12 protein-coding genes are annotated in these 12,494 nt (G+C 64.4%); 7 read left to right on the top strand and 5 right to left on the bottom strand.

Features of this window, described 5'->3' with window-relative positions:
* Positions 1 to 9 precede the first annotated feature (9 nt).
* Entirely contained in the window at positions 10 to 1,818 is a 1,809-nt protein-coding gene (gene atzF / locus HCN50_RS30850; RefSeq protein WP_171713649.1) for an allophanate hydrolase, read from the bottom strand.
* Positions 1,819 to 2,029: 211 nt separating this feature from the next.
* Positions 2,030 to 2,563 (bottom strand): MarR family winged helix-turn-helix transcriptional regulator, encoded by a 534-nt coding sequence (locus tag HCN50_RS30845; RefSeq protein ID WP_171713648.1) that lies wholly within the window; start codon positions 2,561 to 2,563, stop codon positions 2,030 to 2,032.
* Between the two features lie 150 nt (positions 2,564 to 2,713).
* Between HCN50_RS30845 and HCN50_RS30840 the strand changes: the two genes are divergently transcribed.
* On the top strand, positions 2,714 to 4,576 hold the full coding sequence (locus tag HCN50_RS30840; protein ID WP_171713647.1) for a feruloyl-CoA synthase: 1,863 nt from the start codon (positions 2,714 to 2,716) through the stop codon (positions 4,574 to 4,576).
* A gap of 14 nt (positions 4,577 to 4,590) precedes the next feature.
* On the opposite strand, the gene HCN50_RS30835 is transcribed toward HCN50_RS30840, so the two are convergent.
* Positions 4,591 to 5,106, bottom strand: a complete 516-nt coding sequence (locus tag HCN50_RS30835; protein ID WP_171713646.1) for a MarR family winged helix-turn-helix transcriptional regulator — start codon at positions 5,104 to 5,106, stop codon at positions 4,591 to 4,593.
* Between the two features lie 118 nt (positions 5,107 to 5,224).
* Between HCN50_RS30835 and HCN50_RS30830 the strand changes: the two genes are divergently transcribed.
* Positions 5,225 to 6,442 carry an ABC transporter substrate-binding protein gene (locus HCN50_RS30830; RefSeq protein ID WP_210265165.1) on the top strand — a complete coding sequence of 406 codons (1,218 nt, stop codon included), beginning with the start codon at positions 5,225 to 5,227 and terminating at the stop codon, positions 6,440 to 6,442.
* A 250-nt stretch (positions 6,443 to 6,692) separates the two neighbouring features.
* Here the strand turns inward: HCN50_RS30830 and HCN50_RS30825 are convergent, their stop codons facing one another.
* On the bottom strand, positions 6,693 to 7,223 hold the full coding sequence (locus HCN50_RS30825) for a MarR family winged helix-turn-helix transcriptional regulator (RefSeq protein ID WP_171713645.1): 531 nt from the start codon (positions 7,221 to 7,223) through the stop codon (positions 6,693 to 6,695).
* Positions 7,224 to 7,303: 80 nt separating this feature from the next.
* On the opposite strand from HCN50_RS30825, the gene HCN50_RS30820 reads away from it, so the two are divergent.
* From HCN50_RS30820 to HCN50_RS30810, 3 genes are all read left to right on the top strand, one after another.
* Entirely contained in the window at positions 7,304 to 8,539 is a 1,236-nt protein-coding gene (locus HCN50_RS30820; RefSeq protein WP_171713644.1) for a cytochrome P450, read from the top strand.
* Positions 8,540 to 8,549: 10 nt separating this feature from the next.
* The gene (locus HCN50_RS30815; RefSeq protein WP_171713643.1) at positions 8,550 to 8,873 is read left to right on the top strand and encodes a 2Fe-2S iron-sulfur cluster-binding protein; all 324 of its coding nucleotides are present in this window, start codon (positions 8,550 to 8,552) and stop codon (positions 8,871 to 8,873) included.
* A gap of 88 nt (positions 8,874 to 8,961) precedes the next feature.
* On the top strand, positions 8,962 to 10,176 hold the full coding sequence (locus HCN50_RS30810; protein ID WP_171713642.1) for an ABC transporter substrate-binding protein: 1,215 nt from the start codon (positions 8,962 to 8,964) through the stop codon (positions 10,174 to 10,176).
* Positions 10,177 to 10,519: 343 nt separating this feature from the next.
* Here HCN50_RS30810 and HCN50_RS30805 read toward each other — a convergent pair whose 3' ends face one another.
* A complete protein-coding gene (locus HCN50_RS30805; RefSeq protein ID WP_171713641.1) occupies positions 10,520 to 11,794 on the bottom strand; it encodes an NAD(P)/FAD-dependent oxidoreductase in 1,275 nt (424 codons plus the stop codon).
* Between the two features lie 197 nt (positions 11,795 to 11,991).
* On the opposite strand from HCN50_RS30805, the gene HCN50_RS30800 reads away from it, so the two are divergent.
* Together HCN50_RS30800 and HCN50_RS30795 are read left to right on the top strand one after the other, a co-directional pair.
* Positions 11,992 to 12,321: a hypothetical protein gene (locus HCN50_RS30800; protein WP_171713640.1), complete on the top strand. Its 330-nt coding sequence runs from the start codon at positions 11,992 to 11,994 to the stop codon at positions 12,319 to 12,321.
* On the top strand, positions 12,322 to 12,494 hold a 173-nt coding region (locus HCN50_RS30795), incomplete at its 3' end, for a sigma factor (protein WP_283812145.1).

Here is a 12,494-nt window from a genome sequence, read left to right as displayed (position 1 = left end):
CAATGACGGCTACACCGCCGCCCTCTCCGCCATGAACGCGCGCCAGCCGCCGAATGCGGAGATATCGCGCGCCCCGTCGACCGCGGCGGCCTCGACGACAAAACCCTTCACGCCTCTTCCATCGGCCAGCCGCACCGTGCCGATGCCGAGCGGCGGCGGGATCGCGGCGACGAATTTGCCGAAGGCCGCCGCCGACAACGCCCATAGCTCCAGCTCGATCGAGCTTCCCGCGCCCGCGTCCACGCGCAGCATGCCGGGCTTCGGCGGCGTGGTATCGAGTGCGTAGAGCTTGTAGTCCGGCGCAGTCGCGGTGGTCTCGAGCAGGCGTGCGCCGAGCGCCTGCAGTTCGCCGTTGAGTGCCATGCCGGAGAGGTGCGCGCCGACCACGGCGAGCGTGATCTCGTCGCCAGCCGCCACTGCCGGCAATGCAGCGAGCGGTGGCTGCATCACACGCTTGGCTCCCATCGCCAGTTTTGTATCGGCGTGAAAGACCCGCCCGATGCTGGCGAGCTTTGCATCATGCCCCGCGGGCGCTAGCAATGTGATCCCGAACGGAATTCCGTCTGGCCGCATCGCGGCCGGCAGCGCGAGGCCGCAAAGATCGAGCAAATTCACAAAATTGGTGTAGATGCCGAGCCGGCTGTTGAGCTCGATCGGATTGGCCAGCACCTGCGCGGTCGAATAGACGGTCGGCGCCGTCGGCAGTACCACCGCGTCGAAATCGGTGAAGGTGCGCTCGGCGGTGCGGCGCAGCGCCTGCAGGCGATAAAGCGCGGCGAAGGCGTCGGCGGCGGTCAGCCGCGCGCCGGCGGCCGTAATCTCGCGCGTCACCGGATGGATCGAATCCGGCACGGACGCGAGGAGGTCACGAATGACGAGGTAGCGTTCGGCGACCCAGGGCCCCTCGTAGAGCAGCCGCGCGGTTTCATAAAACGGTTCGAGATCAAATTCGACCAGCGTGGCGCCGAGCTGCGTCCAGCGCTGAAGCGCCTCGCCATAGGCTTTCTCGGAAGCCGCGTCGCCGAAGAAGATCAATTGGCCGTTGCGCGGCACGCCGAGCCGGAGTTTTTCCGGAAACGCGGACATCGTGCCCAGCGGCCGGTCGCGCGAAAACGGATCGGCGCCGTCGGGTCCTGCCATCGCCGCCAGCGCGGTCATCGCGTCGTCGACGGTGAGCGAGAACACGGAAATGCAGTCCAGCGTCCGGCATGCCGGCACCAGACCGGCGTTGGAGATCAGCCCGAGGCTCGGCTTCAGCCCGACGATGTTGTTCAGCATCGCCGGCACGCGGCCGCTGCCGGCGGTGTCGGTGCCGAGCGCGAGTGGCACGAGGCCAGCGGAAACCGCAACCGCTGACCCCGAACTCGATCCGCCCGGAACGAGATCGGCGCGGACTGGATTGACGGGAATGCCATAGGGCGAGCGGACGCCGACGAGGCCGGTCGCGAACTGATCGAGATTGGTCTTGCCGATGATGATGGCGCCGGCTGCGCGCAGTCTTGCGACTGCGGTCGAGTCCTGCGCGGGCGAATAGGAAAAGGCCGGGCAGGCCGCCGTGGTCGCCAAGCCCACCGCATCGATATTGTCCTTGACCGCCACCGGGACGCCGAACAGCGGCAGTGCCGCAGCATCCTTGCTCGCCAGCGCTTCGGCTTCGGCGAGCGCATCCTTCTCGTCGCGCAGGCTGATGAAGATGGCGGGATCGTTGTGGGCGCGGATGCGCTGGTAGGAGCGGGCGACGGTTTGCGCCGGGGTCACGGCGTCGGCGCGATGCGCGGCGACGATGGCGGCAACGGTTTCAGGCGCGTCGGACCCCATGGCGAGCAAAAAACTCCAGCGAGCAAAAGGTTACCGCGGAAGAAGCAAGCGATGTGCCATTGTGTACAATGATGAAGTCAGGCCGCCATTTGGCAATAGCGACGCTATTTCAGTTGTTTGCGGTCCAATTGCGTGCGCCCGGGTGGCCTGTTGCGGCCGGGCATGTGCACAAAGTTTAGGCGGAAGCGCCTCGGGCGAGGCGGCATCTCATTCAGGTGAAGGCGGCAAGGATCTGCAGCAGTTTCTCCCGGTTTCCCTTGCCGATCTTCTCCGCCACATGGCGCTCATGTTCAGCCGCGAGCCGCTTGAACTGCGCCAAGGCCGTTCGGCCGCGCGCGGTCAGGTGCAGGGCATGGGAGCGCCGGTCAGTGGCGGACTTGATCCGGCTGACGAGGTCGCGCTGCTCGAGACTGTCGAGCAGGTGCACCAGCCTGGCGCGCTCGATGCCGAGCCGTTTGGCGACCGCCATCTGGCTTAAGCCCGGATTGGCGCCGATCACCGTCATGACGGAATACTGCGTCGGGCGGATGTCGACCGCCGATAGCGTGCGGATGAAGTCCTGAAAAATCCAGATTTGGAAACGCCGCACCGCATAGCCGGCGTGGCCGGCCAGCGCGTCGAGGCCGATCTCGTCGTCGAGGGCGTGCTGGCCTGCGCCGCTATTGGCGGATCGCTTGCGACCGCGAGGCGGCCGTGCGTCGGTCCGTGATTTCGTCGCTTTGGATAGCTGTGCGTTCCCCGTCATCGTCTTCCCTTTTAGCGCGTCGCGCACTCAAGCGAAAGATTGTTGTTGACGACAACAATTGTTGTGCTCAACATTAGCGGCAAGCGCCGCCGTCGAGCCGCACGCCGGTATGATCCGGCATCCCGCACCAGCCGGGACAGGAGGAAGTTCATGGCCACCGCCGCCACCAGCGGTGACAATTCCAGCAGCCTGTTCGCAACACCCGCGATCGTCGCCGATCGCCGCGCCGACGGAAGCATTCTGGTGCGGACGACGACGCCGCTTAAGCCGTATGCGCGTTGCATCGGCGACTGGCTGGAGCATTGGGCGCGGCAGGCGCCGGACCGGATCTTCCTTGCCGACCGTGCCGGCATCGATGCGCCGTGGACGATGGTCACCTACAAGGATGCGCTGAAGCAGGTGCGCGGCGCGGCCTCGTGGATCCTCGCACAGGGTCTGAGCGCCGAGCGTCCGCTGGTGATCCTCTCCGACAACAGCGTCGAGCACGCGCTGTTTGCGCTCGCGGCCCAGCATGTCGGCGTGCCGTCGGCTGCGATCTCGCCGGCCTATTCGCTGATGTCGAAAGATTTTGACAAGCTCAAGAGCATGGTCACGCTGCTCGGGCCTGGCGCGATCTATGTGTCCGCCACCAAGCCGTTTGCCGCGGCGCTCGCCGCGATCAAGCCGCTGCATACGGCCGCCATCGTCAGCGGCAATGCCGACGATGCTGATGCGATCTCGTTCCGCGCCATTGCGGCGACGCCGGAAACGCCCGACGTCGAAACGGCATTCGCCGCGATCACGTCCGACACCATCGCAAAATTCCTGTTCACCTCGGGCTCGACCGGCACGCCAAAGGCCGTCATCAACACCCAGCGCATGCTGACCTCGAGCCAGCAGGCCAAGGCGCAGATCTGGACCTTCCTCGAAGACATCGGCGACCAGCTGGTAATCCTCGACTGGCTGCCCTGGAGTCACACCTTCGGTGCCAACCACAATTTCAATCTGGTGCTTCGCAACGGCGGCTCGCTCTATGTCGACGGCGGCAAGCCGGCGCCCGGGCTGTTTGCGACCTCGCTGGCCAATCTTCGCAGCGTGATGCCGACGGTCTATTTCAACGTTCCGCGCGGTTTTGACATGCTGATATCGGCGCTGCGCAGCGATGACGAGCTGCGGCAGAAGTTTTTCAGCGAGGTGAAGTTCGCCTTCTATGCCGGCGCGGCGCTGCCGCAAAATCTTTGGGATGCGCTGGAAGAGCTCTCCATCAAGACAACCGGCCGAGCGCTGCCGATGGTGTCGGCCTGGGGTTCGACGGAAACGTCGCCGCTGGCGACCGACTGCCATTTCCTCGCAAAACGCTCCGGCAATATCGGCGTGCCGATCCCGGGCACCGAACTGAAGCTGGTGCCGTCAGGTGACAAGCTCGAGGTACGCGTGCGCGGCCCCAACGTCACGCCCGGCTACTGGAAGGCACCGGATCTGACCGCGCAAGCCTTCGATGCCGAAGGCTTCTATCGGATCGGCGATGCCGTCACCTTCGCCGATCCGGCGCACCCCGAACTCGGACTGTTCTTTGACGGGCGCGTCGCCGAAGATTTCAAGCTCAATTCCGGCACCTGGGTCAGCGTCGGCACCTTGCGCGTCGCCGGCATTGCGGCGCTGGCGCCGCTGGCGCAGGACATTGTCGTGACGGGCCATGGCGGCGACGAGGTTCGCTTTTTGCTATTCCCGAACATCGCGGCCTGCCGGGCCCATGCCGGGTTATCGGACAATGCCGATGTGAAAGAGGTGATCGGTCACGACAGGGTTCGTCGCGCCATCGCGCAAGGCCTTGCGAAACTAAAGGCGCAGAGCGGCAACTCGTCCGGTCACGCCACGCGGGCGCTGCTGCTCGCCGAGCCGGCCTCGGTTGACGGCGGCGAGATCACCGACAAGGGCTACATCAACCAGCGCGCGGTGCTGACACGGCGCGCGGGCGCGGTGGCAACGCTGGACGACGACGCGTCAGCCGAATGGATCGGCTGCGCGGGCTGAGGCGCATTCGCGGCTCAAATCCCGTTCTTGTGCGCTTCGACCAGCCTCGCCAGCATCTGCAGGAATGCGGCCTGCTCGGATTTGGTCAGCGCGGAAAGCGTCTGCGCATTGAAGCGCTCGCCGAGGCGGCTGGCCTCCTCGGCGCGCCGCTCGCCGGCCGCGCTAAGGCTGAGCTCGACCGCTCGCCGGTCTCGCGCCGACCGCTTGCGCCGGAGAATGCCACTCTCCTCCATCCGCGACAGGATCTTCACCAGATTGGGCAATTGCATTTTCAGCACGCCGGCAAGCTCGCTCTGCGTCACCGCCTTGTTGTCGCGCACCGCGACGAGAATGGCGTATTCGAGCGGCGAAAGCTTCAGCGATTCGAAATACGGATAGAACGCCTCGAAATTCTGCAATTGCAGGATCCGGATCATGAATCCAGGCGTCTGTCGCAGCGCAGAGAGATCGAGCTCCCGCTCCCCATTTGGCTCGGCCGCTTTCGCTGCGCCGTTCCCCCTGCCTGTCGAAATTTTGCCGATTCTGCTCATGGCAATAGCTCGCACGCTGCCACGTGAATTGACAATCCTCAAAATGCTTATAAATTATAACTAATCAGAAGCGACCCCGCGAAGGCTCGCCCTTTCCATTCAGGAGGGGAGGGAACGCATGCGACGGCTTTTTCGTACAGGAATGCTCGTGGCCGCGCTTGGCGGCTTGATAGTCGGCACCGCGCAAGTCCAAGCCCAGGACCGCGTCCGGATCGGCGTGCTCAACGACCAGTCGGGCGTGTTTTCGACCTATCAGGGCATCGGCTCGGTCATCGCGGCGCAGATGGCGGTGGAAGATTATGGCGGCAAGGCCGCCGGCAAGGTGGTCGAGATCATCACTGCGGATCATCAGAACAAGACCGATGTCGGCGTCGGCATCGCACGGCGTTGGTACGACACCGAAAGCATCGACGCCATTTTCGACCTGCCGAATTCGGCGATCGCGCTCGCGGTCGCCAATATGAGCGAGCGGAAGAACAAGGTCTTCATCGGCTCGGGCGCCGGCACCGCGCTTCTCACCGGCGAGAAATGTACCCCGAATACCGTGCACTGGACCTACGATACCTATGACTATGGGCGCGGCCTCGGCAAAGCGGTGGTCGCGCAGGGCGGCAAGAAATGGTTCTTCCTCACCGCCGACTATGCCTTCGGCCATGACTTGGAGAAGCAGGCGATGGAAGGCGTCAAGGCATCCGGCGGCGAAGTGCTCGGCGCCGTGCGGCATCCGCTCGGTACCGCCGACTACGCCTCGTTCCTGCTGCAGGCACAGGCCTCGGGCGCCGACATCGTCGGCGTGGCCAATGCCGGCGACGACACCATCACCTCGATCAAGCAGGCGGCCGAATTCGGGCTGACGCAAAAGCAGAAGCCGGTCGGCTTGATCCTCGGCATGAACGGCATTCCGGCGCTGGGGCTGAAGGCCGCGCAAGGCGCGCAGATCATGAATCCGTTCTACTGGGATTTGAACGACGGCACGCGTGCCTTCGCCAAGCGTTTCGCCGAACGCCATCCGCAGAAGAATTATCCGAACGACATGCAGGCTGGCGTCTACGCGTCCGTGCTGCATTACCTGAAAGCCGTCGACAAGGTCGGCGGCGCCACCGACGGCAAGGCCGTCGTCGCGGCGATGAAGGCGATGCCGACCGACGATCCGCTGTTCGGCAAGGGAACGATCCGCAGCGACGGACGCAAGATTCATCCGCTCTATCTGCTCGAGGTCAAGAAGCCCGACGAGTCCACGTCGAAATGGGACCTCCTCAAGGTCGTCGCCACCATTCCCGGAGATCAGGCGTTTCGTCCCGAGAGCGAAGGTAACTGCCCGCTGGTCAAGCGGTAATCTTGTCTCCGCGAGCGGCTTGCGGCCGCTCGCGGAACCCATCCGCTGAACCCCGCTCTTGATGTTGCCAAGGCAACTAATTTGTGAGAGCCTGCTTTCGACAAGCGGCCGATCAAAGAGCACCGAGATTGCCAGGCCGTGCAGGGAGAAACGGATGTCAGGTCAATCGTATCGTCACGACGTGATGCGCCAGTGCGCGCGTCCTGTCGCTACGGCAGCCGGCATGAACGCGCGGGCCGGCTCGCTCGGTTCAAGCCCTGTCGTCGATCTCGCCCGCGCCTTTGACGGCATCGAGATTGCCGTGTACCCGCAAGAGCAGCGCGATCAGCGTTTCGCGTTCCGGCTTGCTCAGGCAGGAAAGCAGGCGGCGCTCGCGTTCGAGCGCGACGGCGATGACCTGGTCGTGGGTGGCATATCCCTTTGCGGTGAGCGAGATGGAATGGCTACGTCCATCCTGCCGGTCGGCGCGGATGCTGACCAGCCCGCGCTCCTCCATCGCCGCCAGCGTCCGGCTCACCGGCCCCTTGTCGAAGCCGATCACATGGCAGATGCGGGCTGCCGAAATTTCCGGCTCGATCGCGAGCAGCGACAGGATCCGCCATTCGGTGACGTTGACCCCAAAACGCTTCTGATAGACCACCGTCGCGCTGCGCGACAATTTGTTGGCGATGAAGGTGATGAGCGCCGGAACATAACGGTCGAGGTCGAGCACCTGTTCGGCCCGTCCGCTCCTGCCTGCCGTGCCCGCGCGAGGGGCGCGCGCCTGTCTGTTCCTGCTCATGGTCTTCCGAAGCCGCTCCAGCTTTCCAGACATAGAGACAGCGCACGCCGCTCTGCAAGAACATTATGCAGGAGACCCACATGAGCGCGACATCTCCCACCGATCCCGCAACATCGGCGAAGGCTGTGTCAGCCGGCGTTCCGAGCCTGGACGTCGACCCGTTCTCGGCCGAATTTTTTGAGGATCCGCACCGTATTCATGAGGTCCTCCGCGAGGCCGGGCCGGTGGTGTGGCTCAACAAGTGGGTCGTCTTTGGCATCGCGCGCTATACGGAGGTGCACGCGGTTCTCAACGATCCCATCACCTTCTGTTCGAGCCGGGGCGTGGGCTTGAGCGATTTCGCCAAGGAAAAGCCATGGCGCCCGCAAAGCATCATCCTGGAGGCGGATCCGCCGGCCCATACCAGGACGCGCGCGGTGCTCGCCCAGGTGCTGTCGCCGACCGCGATGAAGGGGGTCCGCGAACATTTCACGGCGACCGCCGCCGCGAAGGTCGACGAACTGCTGGCGCGCGGCAGTTTCGATGCGGTTGCCGATCTGGCGGAAGCCTATCCGCTCTCGGTGTTTCCCGATGCGATGGGCCTGAAGCAGGAGGGGCGGGAGAACCTGCTGCCCTATGCCAGCCTGGTGTTCAACGCCTTCGGGCCGCCGAACCAGTTGCGCCAGGAGGCGATCGAACGCTCCGCGCCGCACCAGGCCTATGTCGCCGCGCAATGCCAGCGCGAAAATCTTGCGCCCGGCGGCTTCGGCGCCTGCGTCCATGCCCGCGCCGACGCCGGCGATATCACGGCGGAAGAGGCGCCGCTATTGGTGCGCTCGCTGCTTTCGGCCGGGCTGGATACGACGGTCAACGGCATCGGTGCCGCGGTCTATTGCCTGGCGCGCTTTCCCGATCAGCTTGCGCGGCTGCGCAGCGATCCGACGCTGGCGCGCAATGCGTTCGAGGAGGCGATCCGTTTCGAAAGCCCAGTGCAGACCTTCTTCCGTACCACGACGCGGGAGGTCGAACTTGCGGGACATCATATCGGTGAAGGCGAAAAGGTCCTGATGTTCCTCGGCGCCGCCAACCGCGATCCGCGGCGCTGGGAGAATCCTGATCGCTACGACGTCACCCGCCGTACCTCGGGGCATGTCGGGTTTGGCTCGGGCATTCACATGTGCGTCGGCCAGCTTCTCGCGCGCCTCGAAGGCGAGGTGATGCTGGCGGCGATCGCCCGCAAGGTTGGAAAAATCGAGATCACCGGCCCGGTGAAGCGCCGCTACAACAACACGCTGCGCGGTCTCGAAAGCCTCCCCATCACCATGTCTCCGGCCTGACGGACCACCCATGCCGAGCATCACCTTCATCCATCCCGACGGCCGCCAGCAGCAGATCGAGGCCGGCGACGGCGAAAGCGCGATGCAGGCCGCGACGCGCAATGATGTCAGCGGAATTCTGGCGGAGTGCGGCGGCAACGCCATGTGCGCCACTTGCCACGTCTACGTCGCCGAGGAATGGCTCGCCCGCTTGCCGGCCATGAGCGACGACGAGGACGCACTGCTCGACGGCGCTGCCGCCGAACGGCGGCCCAGCAGCCGGCTGTCCTGCCAGATCAAGCTTGCTGTCGATCTCGACGGCTTGGTCCTCAATCTGCCGGACCGGCAATTGTGACGGGGTGATCGGCGGCCATCGGTCGCGTTGAAGTCAAACCCGGCGAAGTCCGGGAGCGTCCAAAATCAAATAGCAGAGGGAGAGAACAATGAGGGATTTCAAGTTCGGACTGGCGCTTGCGTTGTCTTGCGCGCTATCGCCCGTGGCGCGCGCGGAAATTTCCGACAATGTCGTGCGCATCGGCGTGCTCAACGACATCTCCGGCATCTTCCAGGATACCAACGGCATGGGCTCGGTGGAGGCCGCGCGCATGGCGGCGGAAGATTTCAACGGCGGCGGCAAGGGCATCAAGGTCGAGATCGTCTATGCCGACCACCAGAACAAGGCCGATGTTGGTTCGGCAATCGTGCGCAAATGGCTCGATGTCGATGGCGTCGATGCGGTGGTCGACGTGCCGAATTCGGCCGTCGGTCTCACCATCAACTCGCTCTTGCGCGATTCGCGGATGACGTTCCTGGCGTCATCGACCGCGAGTTCCGATCTGACCGGCAAGGCCTGCTCGCCCAACACCATCCAGTGGGTCAATGACACCTGGGCGACCGGCAATTCGACGGCGGCGGCGATGATGGGACGCGGCGGCAAGGAATGGTACTTCATCACGGTGAACTTTGCCCTTGGCCAGGGCATAGAGGCAGAGGCCACCAGCTACATCGAAAAGCATGGCGGCAAGGTGCTGGGCTCGGCCAAGCATCCGCTCAACACTCCGGATTTTGCCTCGCTCCTGCTGCAGGCGCAGAACTCCAAGGCCAAGGTGATCGGGCTCGCCAATGCCGGCGGCGACACCGTCAACGCGGTGAAGCAGGCCGCCGAGTTCGGCCTTCAGCAGAGCGGCCAGACGATGGTGGCGTTCCTGCTCTTCATCAATGATGTCCATGGCATGGGACTGAAAGTGGGGAAGGGCCTGCAATTGTTCGAGGCGTTCTACTGGGACATGGACGACGACACCCGCGCGTTCGCAAAACGCTTTGCGGCACGGCCGGGCGTGAACGGCAAGATGCCGAGCGGCAACCAGGCCGGCGTCTACGCTTCCACGCTGGCCTATCTCAATGCGGTGGCGGCGACCGGCAGCGACCACGCCAAGGACGCCGTACCGCAGATGAAGAAGTTCAAGGGCAAGGACAAATTGTTCGGCGACGTCACCATCCGCCAGGACGGCCGCGTCATTCACCCGATGTACCTGTTCGAGGTGAAGAAACCGGAAGAGTCGAAATACCCTTATGACTACTACAAGCTGGTTTCGACCATTCCGGCCGACCAGGCTTTCCGCCCGCTCGCCGACGGCGGCTGCTCGCTGGTGAAGTGACGCGACGCCGCCCTCCCTCTCCCGCTTGCCGGGGAGGGCCAAAGATAAGACATCGGCGTCAATCTTGCCTGGTCCCATTTCTGTTGACGCCCGCGTAGCTTGAACCATGTAAGCGCGGCGGCCAGTCAAAGGCCGGTCAAAGAGACCGCTGCATCAGCGAAGGGGAAATGATGCAAGATCTCAGATTCCAGTGATCGAGCAGAAGGTCGAGGCGCCGGCGTTCGAGATTGACGCGCTCGCTGCCATTGTGCCAGTGGCCGGCATGGCCGCATTACAAGTCGGGGCCGACGGGTAGCGCGGCCAGTTTTACCTGCGCGCCGTGAGTGCGCGCAGAACGCGCGAACTACCCGGTGACCTTGCTCGAGCCCTGCGTGATCAGCCGCGCGGCGCGCTGGTCGCGGGCATGGATCCACAACCAGCTCAGCGCGACGCTGAGCCGGTTGCGCAGGCCGATGAGGAAATAGATGTGGGCGATGCCCCAGATCCACCAAGCGAGATTGCCGCGCAGTTTCATCCAGCCGAAATCGATCACGGCCTTTTTCTTGCCGATCTGCGCCAGGCTGCCAGCATGCTTGTAGCGGAACGGCGGCAGCGTGCCACCGGCAAGGCGCGCCTTGATGAGTGCCGCCACATAGCGCCCCTGCTGCTTGGCCGCCGGCGCGATGCCCGGCACAGGATTGCCGTCGGGACCGGCGATCGTCACGGTGTCGCCGATGGCAAACACGTCGGGATGGCCGGGCACGGTCAGATCAGGCTCGACCTTCAGGCGATAGGCGCGGTCGGCGGGCGCCTTCATCCATTCGGCCGCGCGCGAGGCGCGCACGCCAGCCGCCCAGACGATGGTTCTGGCCTCCAGCTTCTTGCCGCCATAGACGACGCCATCGATGGCACATTCGGTGACGGGCTGGCCCAGCACGACTTCGACGCCGAGTTCCTCGAGCGAGCGGTGGGCATAGGCCGACAGATCCTCGGGAAAGCCCGCCAGCACGCGCGGGCCGGCCTCGACCAGGACAACGCGGGTCTTGTGGGTGTCGATGTTGCGGAAGTCCGGCGGCAGCGTGTCCTGGGCGAGGTCGGCGATGGTGCCGGCCATTTCGACCCCGGTCGGACCGGCGCCGATGATGACGAAAGTGAGCAGAGCGGCGCGCCGCGCCGGATCGGTCTCGCGCTCGGCGCGCTCGAAGGCGACGAGGATGCGCCGCCGCAGCGTGGTGGCATCCTCCAGCGTCTTCAGGCCCGGCGCGAACGGCTCCCATTCGTCGTGTCCGAAATAGGCGTGGCGGGCTCCGGTGGCGAGCACCAGCGTATCGTAGGCGATGGCCTCGCCGTCTTCGAGCAGCACGCGCTTGCTCGCGGCATCGACGCCATTCACATTGGCGAACAGTGTCGTCACCTCCTTGCGTCCGCGCAGCAGATATCGGATCGGCCAGGCGATTTCCGATGTCGCCAGCGAGGCGGTCGCGACCTGATAGAGCAGCGGCTGGAACAGATGATGGTTGCGGCGGTCGATCAGCGTGATCCTAACAGGTGCGCCGGCAAGGCCGAACGCGGCCTCCAGTCCGCCGAAACCGGCGCCAACGATCACCACGTGATGGGGCTGGTTCGGCGTTGTTGTCATGGCATGGCCCCGTTCGAAATCGGCTTCGTCAGATAATGTAACCATCTGCGGCGCCGGTCCAAGACGCGTTTGCTAATCGGTCGATAGCGAAAGCGTATCGTGGTCGAAAAAGATTCGTCCGGGACGCATCCTTCGGCCTGTTCCAAACGTCCTTGGGATCGAGGCGCTGCCTTTGCAGTGCCAACGAGGAGAAAGCCATGCGACGGACCGTAATCAGGTACAAAACCAAGCCGGAAATGAGCGACAGGAATGCCGAACTGGTGGCCGCGGTGTTTGCGGAACTAAAGGCGGCGCAGCCGGAGGGATTCCGCTATCTGTCGCTGCGGCTGGAGGATGATACGTTCATCCATTTCGTCGAGTCCGCAGCCGATGACGGCTCCAGCGCCTTGCCGAAACTGGCGGCCTTCCAGGCATTCCAGAGCAGCATTCGCGAGCGTTGCGCCGAACCGCCTCTGGCCAAAGGGGTGACGATCGTCGGCAATTATCGCATGTTGCGCGAGACCGAGAACGCGCTTGCCGGAGACTGAATGACAGTGGTTCCCGAAACGTCCGCCGCGTTCGATATCGATCGTCTGCTGGCCGCGATGCGGCCAAAACTGCATCGCTATTGCGCGCGCATGGTCGGCTCCGTCATCGACGGCGAGGACGTGCTGCAGGATGCGCTGATCAAGGCGGTGGAAGCGCAGGCCATCGCCGGCGC

The sequence above is a fragment of the Bradyrhizobium archetypum genome (assembly GCF_013114835.1).
Taxonomy (GTDB): domain Bacteria; phylum Pseudomonadota; class Alphaproteobacteria; order Rhizobiales; family Xanthobacteraceae; genus Bradyrhizobium; species Bradyrhizobium archetypum.
The sequence above is the reverse complement of the archived record's forward strand: the minus strand, read 5'-3'. Positions and strand labels throughout refer to the sequence as shown.